16 protein-coding genes and 1 pseudogene are annotated in these 17,060 nt (G+C 70.6%); 11 read left to right on the forward strand and 6 right to left on the reverse strand.

Annotated features, from left to right (window positions below; genetic code table 11):
- The first annotated feature begins 60 nt into the window (after nt 1-60).
- The 10 genes from HW130_RS23905 to HW130_RS23950 all read left to right on the forward strand — a co-directional run bounded on the left by HW130_RS23905 (nt 61) and on the right by HW130_RS23950 (nt 9,364).
- Complete coding sequence (locus tag HW130_RS23905; RefSeq protein WP_177151736.1) at nt 61-1,758, forward strand: nitrite/sulfite reductase; 1,698 nt, start codon at nt 61-63, stop codon at nt 1,756-1,758.
- A complete protein-coding gene (locus tag HW130_RS23910) occupies nt 1,755-1,943 on the forward strand; it encodes a hypothetical protein (RefSeq protein WP_177151737.1) in 189 nt (62 codons plus the stop codon). Before HW130_RS23905 ends, HW130_RS23910 begins: the two co-directional genes overlap by 4 nt.
- A complete protein-coding gene (locus HW130_RS23915; RefSeq protein WP_177151738.1) occupies nt 1,940-2,641 on the forward strand; it encodes a phosphoadenylyl-sulfate reductase in 702 nt (233 codons plus the stop codon). The genes HW130_RS23910 and HW130_RS23915 overlap by 4 nt, the downstream gene beginning before the upstream one ends.
- On the forward strand, nt 2,641-3,207 hold the full coding sequence (gene cysC / locus HW130_RS23920) for an adenylyl-sulfate kinase (RefSeq protein WP_177151739.1): 567 nt from the start codon (nt 2,641-2,643) through the stop codon (nt 3,205-3,207). The genes HW130_RS23915 and cysC overlap by 1 nt, the downstream gene beginning before the upstream one ends.
- A 17-nt stretch (nt 3,208-3,224) precedes the next feature.
- Nucleotides 3,225-4,157 carry a sulfate adenylyltransferase subunit CysD gene (gene cysD, locus HW130_RS23925; RefSeq protein WP_375256578.1) on the forward strand — a complete coding sequence of 311 codons (933 nt, stop codon included), beginning with the start codon at nt 3,225-3,227 and terminating at the stop codon, nt 4,155-4,157.
- A 2-nt stretch (nt 4,158-4,159) separates the two neighbouring features.
- Nucleotides 4,160-5,503, forward strand: a complete 1,344-nt coding sequence (locus HW130_RS23930) for a sulfate adenylyltransferase subunit 1 (protein WP_177151741.1) — start codon at nt 4,160-4,162, stop codon at nt 5,501-5,503.
- Between the two features lie 222 nt (nt 5,504-5,725).
- Nucleotides 5,726-6,835 (forward strand): aliphatic sulfonate ABC transporter substrate-binding protein, encoded by a 1,110-nt coding sequence (locus HW130_RS23935; protein WP_177151742.1) that lies wholly within the window; start codon nt 5,726-5,728, stop codon nt 6,833-6,835.
- A 37-nt stretch (nt 6,836-6,872) separates the two neighbouring features.
- On the forward strand, nt 6,873-7,661 hold the full coding sequence (locus HW130_RS23940) for an ABC transporter ATP-binding protein (protein ID WP_177151743.1): 789 nt from the start codon (nt 6,873-6,875) through the stop codon (nt 7,659-7,661).
- Complete coding sequence (locus HW130_RS23945; protein WP_177151744.1) at nt 7,648-8,544, forward strand: ABC transporter permease; 897 nt, start codon at nt 7,648-7,650, stop codon at nt 8,542-8,544. The genes HW130_RS23940 and HW130_RS23945 overlap by 14 nt, the downstream gene beginning before the upstream one ends.
- Before the next feature lie 85 nt (nt 8,545-8,629).
- Nucleotides 8,630-9,364 (forward strand): sirohydrochlorin chelatase, encoded by a 735-nt coding sequence (locus tag HW130_RS23950; RefSeq protein ID WP_256356298.1) that lies wholly within the window; start codon nt 8,630-8,632, stop codon nt 9,362-9,364.
- A 3-nt stretch (nt 9,365-9,367) separates the two neighbouring features.
- Here HW130_RS23950 and HW130_RS23955 read toward each other — a convergent pair whose 3' ends face one another.
- From HW130_RS23955 to HW130_RS23975, 5 genes are all read right to left on the reverse strand, one after another.
- Entirely contained in the window at nt 9,368-9,964 is a 597-nt protein-coding gene (locus HW130_RS23955) for a TIGR03086 family metal-binding protein (protein ID WP_177151746.1), read from the reverse strand.
- Between the two features lie 59 nt (nt 9,965-10,023).
- A complete protein-coding gene (locus HW130_RS23960; RefSeq protein ID WP_177151747.1) occupies nt 10,024-10,668 on the reverse strand; it encodes a DsbA family protein in 645 nt (214 codons plus the stop codon).
- 86 nt (nt 10,669-10,754) lie between these two features.
- The gene (locus HW130_RS23965) at nt 10,755-11,117 is read right to left on the reverse strand and encodes a nuclear transport factor 2 family protein (RefSeq protein WP_218183919.1); all 363 of its coding nucleotides are present in this window, start codon (nt 11,115-11,117) and stop codon (nt 10,755-10,757) included.
- A 28-nt stretch (nt 11,118-11,145) separates the two neighbouring features.
- Nucleotides 11,146-11,694 carry a DUF1697 domain-containing protein gene (locus HW130_RS23970; protein WP_177151749.1) on the reverse strand — a complete coding sequence of 183 codons (549 nt, stop codon included), beginning with the start codon at nt 11,692-11,694 and terminating at the stop codon, nt 11,146-11,148.
- Nucleotides 11,695-11,864: 170 nt separating this feature from the next.
- Nucleotides 11,865-13,064: a S8 family peptidase gene (locus tag HW130_RS23975; RefSeq protein ID WP_177151750.1), complete on the reverse strand. Its 1,200-nt coding sequence runs from the start codon at nt 13,062-13,064 to the stop codon at nt 11,865-11,867.
- A gap of 378 nt (nt 13,065-13,442) precedes the next feature.
- Here HW130_RS23975 and HW130_RS23980 point away from each other — a divergent pair, with 378 nt between their 5' ends.
- On the forward strand, nt 13,443-15,695 hold the full coding sequence (locus tag HW130_RS23980) for an MMPL family transporter (protein ID WP_177151751.1): 2,253 nt from the start codon (nt 13,443-13,445) through the stop codon (nt 15,693-15,695).
- An 89-nt stretch (nt 15,696-15,784) separates the two neighbouring features.
- On the opposite strand, the pseudogene mgt reads toward HW130_RS23980, so the two are convergent.
- Nucleotides 15,785-17,040, reverse strand: a pseudogene (gene mgt / locus HW130_RS23985) (macrolide-inactivating glycosyltransferase).
- Nucleotides 17,041-17,060: the final 20 nt, after the last annotated feature.

Raw genomic sequence — 17,060 nt, forward strand, 5'->3', positions numbered from 1 at the left:
CCCTCGCCGCGAGTGTGCAGCTCAGAGCCGCCCTCCTGCAGTCTCGAAGGACATACCGCCATGGCCGCCACCCCTGAAAAGCCCGTCTCCGCCACGTCTCGACGCAAAACCGGACGCCACCGCGGCGAGGGCCAGTGGGCCATGGGCCACCACACGCCGCTCAACGGCAACGAGCAGACCAAGAAGGACGACGACGGTCTCAATGTGCGGACACGCATTGAGACGATCTACGCCCACCGCGGCTTCGACTCCATCGACGGCGCCGACCTGCGCGGACGTATGCGCTGGTGGGGCCTGTACACCCAGCGCAAGCCCGGGATCGACGGCGGCAAGACGGCGATCCTGGAGCCGGAGGAGCTGGACGACGAGTTCTTCATGCTGCGGGTGCGCATCGACGGTGGCCGGCTGACCACCGAGCAGCTGCGCGTCATCGGCGAGATCTCGCAGGAGTTCGCGCGCGGCACCGCCGACCTCACCGACCGGCAGAACGTCCAGTACCACTGGATCCGCATCGAGGACGTCCCCGAGATCTGGCGCCGCCTCGAGGCCGTCGGCCTGTCGACGACCGAGGCGTGCGGCGACACCCCGCGGACGATCCTCGGTTCCCCGGTGGCCGGCATCGCCGAGGACGAGATCGTCGACGGCAGCCCGGCCATCGACGAGATCCACCGCCGGTTCATCGGCAACAAGGACTTCTCCAACCTGCCGCGCAAGTTCAAGACCGCGATCTCCGGCTCCCCGCTGCTGGACGTGGCGCACGAGATCAACGACGTCGCCTTCGTCGGAGTGAACCACCCCGAGCACGGTCCGGGCTTCGACCTGTGGGTGGGCGGCGGCCTGTCCACCAACCCGAAGCTGGGTGTGCGCCTCGGTGCCTGGGTTCCCCTGGACGAGGTCCCTGACGCCTGGGAAGGCGTCATCTCGATCTTCCGGGACTACGGCTACCGCCGCCTGCGCAACCGCGCCCGCCTGAAGTTCCTCGTCGCCGACTGGGGTGCCGAGAAGTTCCGTCAGGTGCTCGAGGACGAGTACCTGAAGCGCAAGCTGGTCGACGGCCCCGCTCCCGAGCAGCCGGTCGAGCACTGGCGCGACCACGTCGGCGTCCACCGACAGCAGGACGGCCGGTTCTACGTCGGCTTCGCCCCGCGGGTGGGCCGCGTCGACGGCACCACCCTCACCAAGATCGCCGATCTGGCGGCGGCGCACGGCTCCGGCCGGCTGCGCACCACCGTCGAGCAGAAGATGATCGTGCTCGACGTCGCCGAGGACCAGGTCGACTCGCTGGTCTCCGGCCTCGAAGCACTGGACCTCCAGGTCAAGCCGTCGCCGTTCCGGCGGGGCACCATGGCCTGCACCGGCATCGAGTTCTGCAAGCTGGCGATCGTCGAGACGAAGGGCCGCGGCTCCGCGCTCATCGACGAACTGGAGCGGCGCCTGCCCGAGTTCGACGAGCCCCTCACGATCAACATCAACGGCTGCCCCAACGCCTGCGCGCGTATCCAGGTCGCGGACATCGGTCTCAAGGGCCAGCTGGTCCTCGACGACGAGGGCAACCAGGTCGAGGGCTACCAGGTGCACCTGGGCGGCGCGCTGGGTCTGGAGCCCGCCTTCGGCCGCAAGGTGCGCGGCCTGAAGGTCACCTCCGCCGAGCTTCCCGACTACGTGGAGCGGGTCCTCAAGCGCTTCGAGGCGGAGCGCGAGGACGGCGAGCGCTTCGCCACGTGGGCGGCGCGCGCGAGCGAGGAGGCGTTGTCGTGAGCGAGCGCGCCGCCCCCTTCTACTGCCCCTACTGCGGGGACGAGGACCTTCGGCCGAGTGAAGCCGTCGAAGGCAGCCACGGCGCCTGGGAATGCGCGGCGTGCAATCGGGCCTTCCAGCTGAAGTTCCTCGGGCTTCTGTCCCGCGGACTTCAGCTCAACGACGGTGGAGGGGAAACGATATGACGACGATTCAGTCCGATCAGGACCTCAAGTCGCTGGCCGAGCAGGCGGGCCGCGACCTGGAGGACGCCTCGGCGCTCGACATCCTGAAGTGGGCCGCCGACACCTTCGGCAAGCGCTTCTGCGTCACCTCCTCCATGGAGGACGCGGTCGTCGCCCACCTCGCCTCGCGCGTCTTCCCCGGTGTGGACGTCGTCTTCCTCGACACCGGCTACCACTTCGAGGAGACGATCGGCACGCGGGACGCCGTGGACGCCGTGATGGACGTCAACGTCATCACGCTCACCCCGCGCCGGACCGTGGCCGAGCAGGACGCCGAGTACGGCCCGAGGCTGCACGACCGCGACCCCGACCTGTGCTGCGCCCTGCGCAAGGTCAAGCCTCTCGAAGAGGGCCTGACCGATTACGCCGCATGGGCCACCGGCCTGCGCCGCGACGAGTCCCCGACCCGGGCGAACACCCCGGTCGTCGGGTGGGACGAGAAGCGGCAGAAGGTCAAGATCTCGCCGATCGCCCGCTGGACCCAGGACGACGTGGACGCCTACGTCGCCGAGCACGGAGTCCTGACGAACCCCCTGCTCATGGACGGATACACGTCCGTCGGCTGCGCACCCTGCACCCGCCGGGTGCTGGAGGGCGAGGACGCGCGCGCCGGCCGCTGGGCCGGGCGGGGCAAGACGGAATGCGGGCTGCACGGCTGATGACGAACACTCAGAAGGACCAGGAGAACGACGTGACCGGAGCCACCATCTGGCTCACGGGTCTGCCGAGCGCCGGCAAGACCACCATCGCGTACGAGCTCGCGGGCAGGCTGCGCGAGGAAGGTCACCGGGTCGAGCTGCTCGACGGCGACGAGATCCGCGAGTTCCTCTCGGCGGGCCTCGGCTTCAGCCGCGAGGACCGGCACACCAACGTGCAGCGGATCGGCTTCGTCGCCGAACTGCTCGCGTCCAACGGTGTGAAGGTGCTGGTCCCGGTCATCGCCCCGTACGCCGACAGCCGCGAGTCCGTGCGCAAGCGCCACCAGCAGGAGGGCACCGCGTACGTCGAGGTTCATGTGGCCACTCCGGTGGAGGTGTGCTCGGTGCGTGACGTGAAGGGGCTGTACGCCAGGCAGGCGGCCGGCGAGATCAGCGGGCTGACGGGGGTCGACGACCCGTACGAGGAGCCCGAGTCGCCCGATCTGCGGATCGAGTCCCAGAACCAGACCGTGCAGGAGTCCGCCGCGGCGGTCCACGCGCTGCTGACCGAAAGGGGTCTCCTGTGACCACGAGTGTCAACGTCGTGAGCGAGGCTGCAGACAATTCCGGGGGCGCCAGCCCGTACGCCCTCTCCCACCTGGACGCGCTCGAGTCCGAGGCGGTGCACATCTTCCGCGAGGTGGCGGGCGAGTTCGAGCGGCCGGTGATCCTGTTCTCCGGCGGCAAGGACTCCATCGTCATGCTGCACCTCGCGCTGAAGGCCTTCCGGCCCGCCGCGATCCCCTTCACGCTGCTGCACGTGGACACCGGGCACAACTTCCCGGAGGTCATCGAGTACCGCGACCGCACGGTCGAGGAGCACGGCCTGCGCCTCCATGTCGCGTCCGTGCAGGAGTACATCGACGCGGGCAAGCTGCGCGAGCGCCCCGACGGCACGCGCAACCCGCTGCAGACCGTTCCGCTGACCGAGGCCATCCAGCAGCACCGCTTCGACGCGGTGTTCGGCGGCGGCCGCCGCGACGAGGAGAAGGCCCGCGCCAAGGAGCGGGTGTTCAGCCTCCGCGACGAGTTCTCGCAGTGGGACCCGCGCCGGCAGCGCCCCGAGCTGTGGCAGCTCTACAACGGCCGCCACGCCCCGGGCGAGCACGTCCGCGTCTTCCCGCTCTCCAACTGGACCGAGCTGGACGTGTGGCAGTACATCCAGCGCGAGGGGATCGAGCTGCCGGAGATCTACTTCGCCCACGAGCGCGAGGTGTTCAAGCGTGCCGGCATGTGGCTGACAGCGGGCGAGTGGGGCGGCCCGAAGGAGTCGGAGAGGGTCGAGAAGCGGCTCATCCGCTACCGCACCGTCGGCGACATGTCCTGCACCGGTGCCGTCGACTCCGACGCCACCACGCTGGACGCCGTGATCGCCGAGATCGCCGCCTCCCGCCTCACCGAGCGGGGCGCGACCCGCGCCGACGACAAGCTGTCCGAGGCCGCGATGGAAGACCGCAAGCGCGAAGGGTACTTCTAGACATGACCAGCACCACCGAGCAGCTGGCCGAGCAGCTTTCGGCCACCACCCTGCTGCGCTTCGCCACCGCCGGGTCCGTCGACGACGGCAAGTCCACGCTGGTGGGCCGGCTGCTGCACGACTCCAAGTCAGTCCTCGCCGACCAGCTGGAGGCCGTCGAGCACGCCTCCCGCAACCGCGGCCAGGAGGCGCCGGACCTCGCACTGCTCACCGACGGTCTGCGGGCCGAGCGCGAGCAGGGCATCACGATCGACGTGGCGTACCGCTACTTCGCCACCGCGCGCCGCCGGTTCATCCTCGCCGACACGCCGGGCCACGTGCAGTACACGCGCAACATGGTGACCGGCGCGTCCACGGCCGAACTCACGGTGATCCTGGTCGACGCCCGCAACGGAGTCGTCGAGCAGACCCGCCGCCACGCCGCCATCGCCGCGCTGCTGCGCGTTCCGCACGTGGTCCTCGCCGTCAACAAGATGGACCTCGTCGACTACGCGGAGTCCGTGTTCGCCGCGATCGCCGAGGAGTTCACGGCGTACGCGACCGAGCTGGGCGTCCCGGAGGTCACCGCGATCCCGATCTCGGCGCTGACCGGGGACAACGTCGTGGACCCGTCCGCGAACATGGACTGGTACGGCGGCCCGACCGTGCTGGAGCACCTGGAGACGGTGCCGGTCAGCCACGACCTGAGCCACTGCCACGCCCGGCTGCCCGTGCAGTACGTGATCCGGCCGCAGACCGCCGAGCACCCGGACTACCGGGGCTACGCGGGCCAGATCGCGGCCGGCACCTTCCGGGTCGGCGAGGAGGTCACCGTGCTGCCCTCGGGCCGTACCTCGCGCGTCTCCGGCATCGACCTGCTGGGCAAGCCGGTCGACGTGGCCTGGACGACCCAGTCGGTGACCCTCCTGCTGGAGGACGACATCGACGTCTCGCGCGGCGACCTGATCGTGCCGAGCAAGGACGCGCCCCCGACCACCCAGGACGTCGAGGCGACCGTCTGCCACGTCGCCGACCAGTCGCTGACCGTCGGCCACCGTGTGCTGCTCAAGCACGGCACCCGCACCGTCAAGGCGATCGTCAAGGACATCCCGTCCCGGCTGACGCTCGACGACCTCTCCCTGCACCCGCACCCGGGTCAGCTGGTCGCCAACGACATCGGGCGCGTCAAGATCCGTACGGCCGAGCCGCTGCCGCTCGACTCGTACGCGGACTCCCGCCGCACCGGCGCGTTCATCCTGATCGACCCGGCCGACGGCACCACGCTCACCGCGGGCATGGTCGGCGAGTCGTTCGCCTCGCCGGAGCCCGTCCGGGACACGGCAGACGACGACGGCTGGGACTTCTGACATGACCGACGCCTTCGGGACCTTCGCCAAGGAGGGCGGCCGCGTCGGCAGCGGCGCCCTCGGCGCGGGCACGGGCGGGGTGGCGCGATGTGTGCGATGACGTACGCGCACCGCTCGCGCGCCCGCACCGCCCGCACCCAGCACCGACGAAGACCGCCGACGACCCGGCCGCGTCCCACCTGAACCGACGCGCCGACCGGGCCAACGAGAGGACAGCCTCCCGTGCCAGCCACCCGCACCACAGCCCGCCGCAGCCTCGCCGCCGCGGCCGCCCTGCCGCTCCTCGCCATCGCCCTCACCGCCTGCGGCTACGGCTCCCAGGCCAAGGACGACAAGGTCGCTCCCGCCGCCAAGGGAGAGAAGATCGACGGTCTGGACACCGTCAAGGTCGGGTACTTCCCGAACCTGACGCACGCGACCGCCCTGGTCGGCGACCAGGAGGGCATCATCCAGAAGGAGCTCGGCGGCACGCAGCTGTCGACGACGACCTTCAACGCGGGTCCGTCCGAGATCGAGGCGCTCAACGCCGGCTCCATCGACATCGGCTTCATCGGCCCCTCGCCCGCGGTCAACGGCTTCGTGAAGTCCCAGGGCAGGAGCCTGCGGATCGTCGGCGGCTCGGCCTCCGGCGGCGTCAAGCTGGTCGTGAACCCGAAGAAGATCAAGACCCTGGACGACGTCAAGGGCAAGAGGATCGCCACCCCGCAGCACGGCAACACCCAGGACGTGGCGTTCCTCAACTGGATCTCCGAGAAGGGCTGGAAGGTCGATCCGGAGAGCGGAAAGGGCGATGTCTCCGTGGTCCGCACGGAGAACAAGGTCACGCCGAACGCCTATCTGTCCGGCTCCATCGACGGCGCGTGGGTGCCGGAGCCGACCGCGTCGAAGCTGGTCAGCGACGGGGCGAAGGTGCTGCTCGACGAGTCGACGCTGTGGCCCGACAAGGAGTTCGTCATCACGAACGTGATCGTGTCGCAGAAGTTTCTCGCGAAGCACCCGGACGTCGTCGAGGCCGTCCTGCGCGGCACGGTGAAGACCAACGAGTGGATCAACGCCAACCCGGACAAGGCGAAGGCCTCCGCCAACGCCAAGCTCCAGGAGCTCACCGGCAAGGCGCTGCCGCCGAAGGTGATCGACCCCGCGTGGCCGTCGATCCGGTTCACCGACGACCCGCTGGCCGCGACGCTCGACGCGCAGGCCGGCCACGCGGTGAAGGCCGGTCTGCTGGAGCAGCCCGACCTCGCCGGCATCTACGACCTGCGGCCGCTGAACAAGGTCCTTCAGGCCGAGGGCAAGCCCGCGGTCGCCGACGCCGGGCTCGGCGTCAAGTAACCACCGCAACCAGCCGAGTTCCCAGGAGGTGACGACCATGGCCACTGCCATCGCCAAGGCCGACAACCGCGTGCGCACCGAGTACGCGGCCCGGATCGGGCATGTCTCCAAGTCCTTCGCCGGACCAGCCGGCACCCAGCTCGTCCTGGACGACATCACGCTCGATGTCGCTCCCGGCGAGTTCGTCACCCTCCTGGGTGCCTCGGGCTGCGGCAAGTCGACGCTGCTCAACCTGGTAGCGGGGCTCGACCGGCCGACGGCGGGGTCCATCGAGACCCCCGGCGGCCGGCCCGCCCTGATGTTCCAGGAGCATGCGCTGTTCCCGTGGCTGAGCGCGGGCAAGAACATCGAACTGGCGCTGCGCCTGCGCGGCGTGCCGAAGCCGCGGCGCCGCCCGGAGGCGGAGCGGTTGCTGGAGCTGGTGCGGCTCGGCGGCGCGTACGGCAAGCGGGTGCACGAACTGTCGGGCGGTATGCGGCAGCGGGTCGCGATGGCCCGCGCGCTGGCTCAGGACAGCCAGCTGCTGCTGATGGACGAGCCGTTCGCGGCGCTGGACGCCATCACGCGCGACGTACTGCACGACGAGCTGACCCGCATCTGGCGGGAGACGAACGTGTCGGTGCTGTTCGTGACGCACAACGTCCGCGAGGCGGTGCGGCTCGCGCAGCGCGTGGTGCTGCTGTCCTCGCGGCCGGGGCGTATCGCCCGTGAGTGGACCGTGGACATCGATCAGCCGCGACGCATCGAGGACTCCGCGGTGGCGGAGCTGTCCGTCGAGATCACCGAAGAACTGCGTGGGGAGATCCGCCGACATGGCCAGCACTGACACGACCGCGAAGGCCACGGTCAAGAACGACGACCTCGCGGGGCTGGAGGCCGGTCTCGACGCGCTGGACGCGGTGCAGGTCAGCCGTACGCCGGTGCGGGAGGTGCTGCTGCGGAAGGTGTTGCCGCCGCTGACCGCCGTCGCCCTGGTGCTCGTGGTGTGGCAGCTGCTGGTCTGGGCGGAGGTCACGGAGGCCTACAAGCTGCCCGCACCGTCCGCGGTCTGGGACAGCGTGTCCGAGATGTGGCTGCAGGGCACGCTGCTCGAGGTCGTCTGGACCAGCGTGTCCCGCGGTCTGCTGGGCTTCCTGATGGCACTGGCGATCGGAACGCCGCTCGGCCTGCTGGTCGCCCGGGTGAAGTTCGTCCGCGCCGCGATCGGGCCGATCCTGTCCGGGCTGCAGTCGCTGCCGTCGGTGGCCTGGGTGCCGCCCGCCGTGATCTGGCTGGGTCTGAACGACTCGATGATGTTCGCCGTGATCCTGCTGGGCGCGGTCCCCTCGATCGCCAACGGCCTGGTGTCGGGCGTGGACCAGGTGCCGCCGCTGTTCCTGCGGGCGGGCCGCACGCTCGGCGCGACCGGGCTGAAGGGCACCTGGCACATCGTGATGCCGGCGGCGCTGCCCGGTTACGTGGCGGGCCTGAAGCAGGGCTGGGCGTTCTCGTGGCGGTCGCTGATGGCCGCGGAGATCATCGCGTCCTCCCCCGATCTGGGCCTGGGCCTCGGTCAGTTGCTGGAGAACGGGCGCAACAACGCCGACATGGCCGGCGTGTTCCTCGCCATCCTCCTGATCCTGATCGTCGGTATCGCGATCGACCTGCTCATCTTCAGTCCGCTGGAGCGGTGGGTGCTGCGCAGCCGCGGTCTCCTCGTCAGGAGCTGAGTCCACGATGCACAGCCCCGCCCTCCCGTCGCCCGCCCCCAGCCTTGCGAGGCCGTCCGGGGGTCCCCCCCTCGCGCCCGTCCTTTTGGTGATCGCCCACGGCAGCCGCGACCCGCGCCACGCCGCGACGGTGCACTCCCTCGTCCGGCGCGTGCGATCGACGCGGCCGGGGCTGCGCGTCGAGGTCGGCTTCCTGGACTTCAATCTGCCGTCGGTGACGGGCGTGCTGGAGCGCCTGGCCGCCGAGGACGCCCGTGAGGTGGTGGCGCTGCCGCTGCTGCTGACGCGTGCCTTCCACGCGAAGGCCGACATCCCCACCGTCCTGCGCGAGGCTCCCGCGTCGCTGCGCATACGGCAGGCCGAGGTGCTCGGTCCCTCGCCGCTGCTGCTGTCCGCCGTCCACCGGCGGCTGTACGAGGCGGGGCTCGGCCCTGCCGACAAGAGCTCGACCGGCCTGGTGCTGGCGTCGGCGGGCTCCACGGACCCGGAGGCGATCGCAGTGATCGACCAGACAGCGCGGGAGCTGCGGCACACCGGTTGGTGCGCCGTGCGACCTGCGTTCGCCTCCGCTGTATCTGCCGGCGGCTTCCCCCGTACCGAGGACGCCGTGCGCGAGCTGCGCGCCCTCGGCGTGCGCCGGGTGGCTGTCGCGCCGTACGTGATCGCCCCCGGGCGTCTGCCGGACCGCATCGCGAAGGGCGCGCGGGACGCGGACGTGCTGGCCGATGTGCTGGGCCCCGGGCCGGAGCTGGCCCGTCTGCTGCTGACCCGATACGACGAGGCGCGGGCGCAGCAGCGGGCACTGGCGTTCACCGCGTAGCGGTCACGCGGTGACGGGCGCGGTCCAGCGGGGGTCGCGGCCCGTCGCCGCCAGGGCCCGTTCGAACGCCGTCGCCGACATGTCGGCCGGGACGGGATCGGCGAATCCGCCGTACTGCCGGTAGACCTCGGCGTGGGCTTCGACGACACCAAGGACGAATGCGCCCGCCGCCTGGGAGACGCGGTACTCCTGCCCGGTGGCGCGGGCGAGATCCCAGCCGTGCACGGCCAGTTCCTTGGTGATCAGCGAGGCGATCTCGCCGGCCGGCATGCTCGTGAAGCCGAGGTCCACCTCGCCCTGCCACACCGCCGGGTCCGACCATGCGGCGAGGGCGCGGTCCAGCTGCTCGGCGTATGTCAGAGGCCAGTCGGCGTCCGCCGTGAAGTCGCGGCGGGTGAGCTCGTCGGGCAACTGCTTACGCAGGGCGCGGTGTTCGAGCCCGTGGGACGTGTAGAGCACGAGGTGGCCGACGAGCGTCCTGACGTCCCAGTCGGTGCACGGCGTCGGCCCGGTGAGCCCGCTCGCGCCGGCGCCCCGGGCGACACGTGCGGCCTCGGCGGCGCATTCCGACAGGTACGGGTACACGGTGTCCTTGTCCATGCCCGCATCCTGCGCCGCGCCCGGTGGTCGGGTCTTGAACAAACGCGACAGCGCCGCGGTCAGTCGAAGACGAGGCTGCCGGTACGGGCGCGCTTGAGTTCGAAGAGGCCGGGGTGGCCCGCGAGCACCCGGAAGCTGTCGAAGAGCGCGACGGCCTCCTCACCCCGCGGAATCGAGTTGAGGACCGGGCCGAACCAGACGGTGCCGTCGATGTGCAGAGTGGGCGTGCCCACGTACCCGCCGGCGGCGGGGTCCTTGCCGGTGTCGTGGCCGGCGCGCACCTCGTCGTCGTACGACGGGTCGTGCGCGGCCTCGGCCAGTGCGGCGGGCAGGCCCAGCTCGGCCAGGGACTCGGCGACGACCGCGTCGAAGTCCTCGTTCCGGTCCCGGTGGATCCGGGTGCCGAGTGCGGTGTAGAGGTCGCGCAGCACGCCGTCCCCGTGCTGCCGGGCGGCGGCCGCGAGGACGCGTGACGGGCCGACGGAGCGGTCCACGAGATCGCGGTACCCGTCGGGCAGTTCGTTGCCGATGTTGTGCAGGTACAGGCTCATCAGACGGAAGCGGAGGTCGAGAGCGCGCTCTCGCTCGACCTCGAGGATCCAACGGGAGGTGATCCAGGCGAAGGGGCAGACCGGATCGAAGTAGAAGTCCACGACGGTCTTCTCGGAGCCGGTCGGGCGGCCGGTGTGCTGCGCGGTGTCCATGCCGTCGACACTAGCCAGGGAATGGCACTCCCCTACGGGCCATTCACCATCTGTTCCCGTGGGCCATTCCGGCGGGGGGCCGCGGCTCACTGCGCCCCGAGGGTCGACGGGGGTCCGGTCTCCGCGAAGCGTGTGCCCTGGTGGAAGTAGAGCAGCCAGTCGCCGCCGGTCAGCCGCCAGATCGAGCTGCGGTGGGCGCGATGGCCGCCCGACTCGGTGTCGAAGGTCAGGTGCACGACGCCGGCCGCGAGCTGCACACCTCTCATGCGGGAGGTGGTGATCGGCCGGGGCAAGGGCGCGTCCCGTGCCCGCAGCGCGGACAGGATCGACTCGCGGTCCCAGAGCCGGCCCGAGGTGCCGAACTCCTCGTAGTCGGGGTGGAGGAGCCGCGCGAGCAGGTCGGGGCTGGACCGCACCACCGGGTCGAGCAGCCGGAACTCCGCCTCCATCGCGGCGTTCACGGCATCGGTCGCGGGTTCAGTCACGGGTCATCTCCACCAGCTTGACGACGGTGTTCCAGTTGCGGCTGGTCGCTACGACGCCCTTGAACAGGCTCGGTCTGCCCAGCACTTCGGCGAGTTTGGAGCGGCCGAGGCCCTCCGGCGTGTACAGGTACATCGCCCGGTCGCCGAGCCGGAACTCCTCCGGCAGAAGGGCCGCGGCGTCGACGGACGCCAGCCGCTCGGGCGGGAGCCGCTCGGAGAGGAAGGTCACGTGCAGCTGCCTGCCCTGGAGCGTGTGAGCGGGGAAGGGGCAGGCGTCGGCGACCGCGCGCAGGTACGCACCGCCGCGCACCAGCGTGTCGACCCGGAAGCCGAAGGTCTGCTCGACGGCTTCCTCGATCCCGGCGGCGAGCGTCCGCTCGTCGCCCGCCGCGCTGCTGAAGACCGCGTTGCCGCTCTGCAGGTAGGTGGCGATGTCGCGGTGCCCCAACTCGCCGAGCAGCGCCCGGAGTTCGGGCATGGGGACCTTCTTCTTGCCGCCCACGTTGATTCCGCGCAGCAGGGCCGCATACCTCTTCGTCATGGCCAAACGATAAGGCGGCCGCCGCGCCCCGTGGGGGAGGGCACGGGGGCCGCCGGCTCGGCGGCACACGCGCCGCAGGGGTGCCGCCGGGCTGCGGCGGAAAGCCGGCCCGGACGACACCCCCAGGGGCCCTCCTCCGCGTCAGGTGCGAGCGGAGGAAGCGCCCTCGGTCACTCGACGACCTTCAGCAGCTTGTTCGGCGTGCCGGAGGACGGGTTGGTGATCTTGTCGGGCGTGGCACCGTCGGTGAGCGCCTTGGCGACGTCCGCCGGGGTGGCGTCCTGGTGTCCGGCGAGGTAGACCGCGGCGGCGCCGACGACGTGCGGGGTCGCCATCGACGTGCCGGAGATGGTCTTGGTGCCCTCGTCGCTGTCGTTCCAGGCGGACGTGATGTCCGAGCCCGGCGCGTAGATGTCCACGATCTCGCCGAAGTTGGAGAAGTCCGACTGGGCGTCCTCCTTCGTGGACGAGGCGACCGTGATGGCCTCCTGGACGCGGGCCGGGGAGCCCTGGCCCGCGTCGCTGGACTCGTTGCCCGCCGCGACGCCGAAGGTGACACCGGCGGTGATCGCCTTGCGGACGGCCTCGTCCAGTGCCTCGTCGGCGCCGCCGCCGAGGCTCATGTTGGCGACGGAGGGACCCTGGTGGTTCTGGGTGACCCAGTCGATGCCGGCGACGACCTGCTCCGTGGTGCCGGAGCCGTTGTCGTCGAGGACGCGGACGGCGACGATCTTCGCCTTCTTGGCGACACCGTGCGCGGCACCGGCTATGGTCCCGGCGACGTGCGTGCCGTGTCCGTTGCCGTCGTCGGCGCTGTCGTCGTTGTCGACGGCGTCGAAGCCGTGCGTGGCGCGGCCCTCGAAGTCCTTGTGCGAGATGCGGACTCCGGTGTCGATCACGTACGCGGTGACGCCTTCGCCGGCGGTGTCCGGGTAGGTGTACTTGCTGTCACCGGCGGTGTCGGCCTGGTCGACGCGGTCCAGGCCCCAGGACGGCGGGTTCTGCTGGTCCGCGTTGATCGTGAACTTCTTGTTCTGCACGACCTTGGCGACGGCCGGGTCGGCGGCGAGGCGCTTGGCCTCGGTCTCCGAAAGGCCGCTGGCCGAGAAGCCGTTGATGGCGGAGCTGTAGTTGCGCTTCAGCGTGCCGCCGTACTCCTTGGCCAGCTCCTTCTTGTCGGCCTTCTGGTCGAGCATCACGATGTAGCTGCCCGCGACGGCGCCTTCGGCGTTCGCGCCGTAGATCTTGCCCTCGGCGGGCGCCGCGGCGCCGGCGAAGGACGTGCCGAGAAGCGTGACTCCGGCTGCTGCCGCGACGGCCGTGATGGCCGCGGTGAGCTTCATCCGGTGGGATCGCTTGTGAGTTGCCATGAAGAGGGGTCTCCTCGTCATCATTTGTGGGGGGATTGGCCCGCGGCCGTAAAAAATCCGGGGGCTGGTTCGAAACCCTGACCGATTGACGCGCGCAGATCAAGACCTTCATGTACCTGTGACTTACTCAACAAGGTTTCGTAATAAGAAATCGGCCAGGGCCTCCCAAGTCGGACCCCTGCCTCAATCCCCGGTAGATGTAAGGGACTTCGATGCTCCATGTCGGGGATGTGCCCCCTTCTGAAGGAGGAGGGTTTTGCCGGTCGCCCTCGTCGGCCGGCAGGACGAGACGACCTGATTGCGCCCTTAGCTTCGAAGCGGACACGGCGGCGGACTGCACCGCCGGCGGCGAACGACGCACAAGGGGGCGTAAGGGTCATGGGGAGAGCTGGAGGCGGACCGCGCGGGATCGCCGCGCGGGCCGGCGGCTGGAGTGCTCGGCACCGCTGGGCCGCCGTGGGAATCTGGGTGCTGTTCGTCCTGCTGGCCATGGTCGCGGGGTCGGCCACCGGCCGGACCGAACTCAAGGACAGTGAGCAGCTGTCGGGCGAGACGACGCAGGCGGCGCGCATCTCCGAGGAGGCCGGCATCGCCGAGCCCGCGGGCGAGACCGTGCTCGTCCAGTCGCGGAACGGATCGGTCAAGGCGACGGACCCGGCCTTCCGCGCCGCCGTTGACGACGTGATGAAGTCGGTCGACGGCACCCGTGAAGTCACCGCCGTGACCTCGCCGTACGACACCGGAAGCGTCTCGAAGGACGGGCGCAGCGCGCTCGTCCAGTTCGACGTGCGCGGCGACCCCGACACCGCGAGCGAGCGGATCGACCCCGTCCTCGACGCCGTCGCCGGCGTGCAGGAACGCCACCAGGAGCTGCGGATCGAGGAGATCGGCGGCGCCAGTACGAACAAGACGTTCGACGAAGCGTTCGGCGACGACTTCCAGCGGGCCGAGTTCTCCGCGGTGCCGGTCGCGCTCGGCATCCTGCTCATCGCCTTCGGCGCCCTGGTCGCGGCACTTGTGCCGGTGCTGCTGGCCATCACGGCGATCATGGCGACGATGGGCCTGATGGGCGTCGTGAGCCAGGTGATGCCGATGAGCGACACGGCGAACTCCGTGATGCTGCTGGTCGGTCTCGCGGTCGGCGTCGACTACTGCCTGTTCTACCTGCGGCGCGAACGCGAGGAGCGGGCTGCGGGCCGTGACGGCCGCACCGCGATCCTGATCGCGGCGGCGACCAGCGGCCGTGCCGTGGTGGTCTCGGGCGTGACCGTGTGCGTCGCGATGGCCGGCATGCTCTTCACCGGGATCGGCGAGTTCGAGTCGATGGGCCTGGCGTCGCTGATCGTGGTGGCGGTCGCGATGGTGGGGTCCGTGACCGTGCTGCCCGCGCTGCTGTCCCTGCTCGGCGAGCGGGTGGAGAAGGGCCGCGTGCCGTTCCTGCGCCGCCTGAAGCGGGACGCGAGGGGAGACGGCGGCAGCCGGGTGTGGACGGCGGTGCTCGGCGGGGTGCTCCGCCGCCCGCTGGTCTCGTTCCTGGTCGCGGCGGGTGCGCTGGTCGCGGTCGCGCTGCCCGCGGTCGGGATGAAGACGCAGAACTTCACCCTGGACCAGGAGTTCGGCGACTCCGTGCCGATCGTGGCGACGTACGAGCGGATCAACGAGGCCTTCCCCGGCGGGGCGGACCCGGCGGAGGTCGTCGTCAAGGCCGACGACATCGATTCCGCACCGGTGCGGCGCGCGATCGCCGACTTCCGGGCGCAGGCGGTGAGTTCGGGCGCGTCCCAGGGCCCGGTCGAGGTCGTCACGCACAAGGAGCAGAACATCGCGTTCGTCTACGTCCCCCTGGTGGGCGGCTCCGACCAGGACCGGGCCGAGAAGAGCCTGGAACTGCTGCGCGACACGGTGCGTCCCGCCACCCTGGGCGAGGTCGACGGGCTCGAGGCTCCCATCAGCGGTCAGGTCGCGGGCTCGAAGGACTTCAACGACCAGCTGACGGGCGCGGTGGCGCCGGTGTTCGGGTTCGTGGTGGTGTTCGCCTTCGTGCTGATGCTGCTGTCGTTCCGGTCGCTGACGATCGCGGTCACCTCGATCGTCCTCAACCTGCTGTCGGTGGGCGCGGCGTACGGCATCCTGACGGCCGTGTTCCAGCACGGCTGGGGCGCCTCACTGGTCGGAGCGGAGGGCGTGGGCGCGATCATCGCGTGGCTGCCGCTGTTCCTGTTCGTGATCCTGTTCGGGCTGTCGATGGACTACCACGTGTTCGTCGTCTCCCGTATCCGCGAGGCGAAGCTCCAGGGCCGGGGGACGCGTGAGGCGATCACGCACGGCGTGGTGACGACGGCGGGCGTGGTGACGAGCGCGGCGGTCATCATGGTGGCGGTGTTCGCGATCTTCGGAACGCTGTCGATGCAGTCGATGAAGCAGATGGGTGTGGGCCTCGCGGCGGCGGTGCTGATCGACGCGACGATCATCCGCGGCGTGCTGCTGCCGGCCGTGATGGCGCTGCTGGGCGACCGCAACTGGTACTTCCCGAAGTGGCTCCACTGGCTCCCGGACCTCACCCACGACGAGCCCGCCGCCATCGACTCGCCCGCACCGGGAAGGCGCGAGCCGGAACGGGTGGGCGCGTAGCGGGACGAGGAGTTCCCCGCTCTCCCCTGTCTTCCGCGTGCCGGGCTGCCGTTCGGCAGCCCGGCACGCTGCTGGGAGAGGGCCCCTTCTCAGCCCACCAGCTCCGCCTCGATCAGGTCCGCCGCCCTTCGCGTGCCGCCTTCCTGCGCCATCTCCTCCCGGATCCGCGCCAGGCGCTCCCCCACCTCCGGGTCGGACACCAGTGACAGCACCGCCTCCCGCAGGTCGTGCGCCGTCGCCTCCTCCGTCGAAAGGCGGCGCGCCACCCCCAGCCCGACCAGCATGTCCGCGTTGCCGAACTGGTCCACCGCCTGCGGGACCGCGACCATCGGCGTCCCGGTGGCCAGGCCCTCCTGGCTGCCGCCCGCGCCCGCGTGGGTGACGAACGCGTCCGCCTGACGCAGCACGGACAGCTGCGGCACCCAGCTGTGGACCTCCACGTTCGACGGCAGCTCGCCGAGCTCCGCCACGTCGACGTACCGGCCGATCTGCAGCACCAGGTGCCAGCCGGGCAGGTCTCCGAAGGCCTTGACGCATGCGCGGTAGAAGGCCGGCTGCTTGGTGAACGTCGAGCCCAGCGACACCAGCACCACCTTCTCCGCGTCCGCCGGCCGCTGCCACTCCCCCTGGTCCCGGCGGTCCCCCTGGCACGCGCCGACGAAGGAGTACACGGCCTCGTCGACCCGGTCGGCGTTCGGCTGGAGGGAACGCGGGATCAGGACGACACTGCGGCGCGGCCGGCCGACGAACCGGTCCGGATGCGTCGTGATCCCGTTCTCCGCGAGCCACGCCTCGAAGTGCGCGTAGTACGCCTTGCCGCGCTCCGACGCCCGCAGCTGTGCGGTCATGGGCTCGGCGACCTCCTCCTCGTACCCCTCCCAGGCGACCAGGTTGGGCGAGAGGGAGACCGCGGGGACGCCCCATCGGTGGGCGAGCACGATCGCCGGGTACGAGGTGATGTCGTGGATGACGAGATCGGGCTCGTCACCGCCGAACGCCTCCGCGAGCTGCGGCAGCGCCTGGATCGCGTCGTTCAGGAACGGCTCGATGTTGTCGATGAGTTCGGTGCCCCAGGCCTCGGGCTCCTCCTGCGTCGGCAGCGTCGACGTGTAGACGACGGGCTCGGCACCGGTGGCCGCGACCTTGTCCGCGAAGGAGGCGGGGATCGCGTAACTGACGCGGTGTCCCCGGGCCACGAGCTCCCGGATCACTTCGAGGCTCGGGTTCACGTGCCCGGGGGCCGCGATGGAGAACATGGCGATATGGGCACGGTCTGGTGTCGTCATGGCCCCACCGTAACGAGACGAGACGTCTCGTGCAACCTGGTGCGGACACCCGGGCTCACAGGTGCCGCACCAGCACCTC

The sequence above is a fragment of the Streptomyces sp. PKU-EA00015 genome (genome assembly GCF_013387495.1).
In the GTDB taxonomy this organism is placed as follows: domain Bacteria; phylum Actinomycetota; class Actinomycetes; order Streptomycetales; family Streptomycetaceae; genus Streptomyces.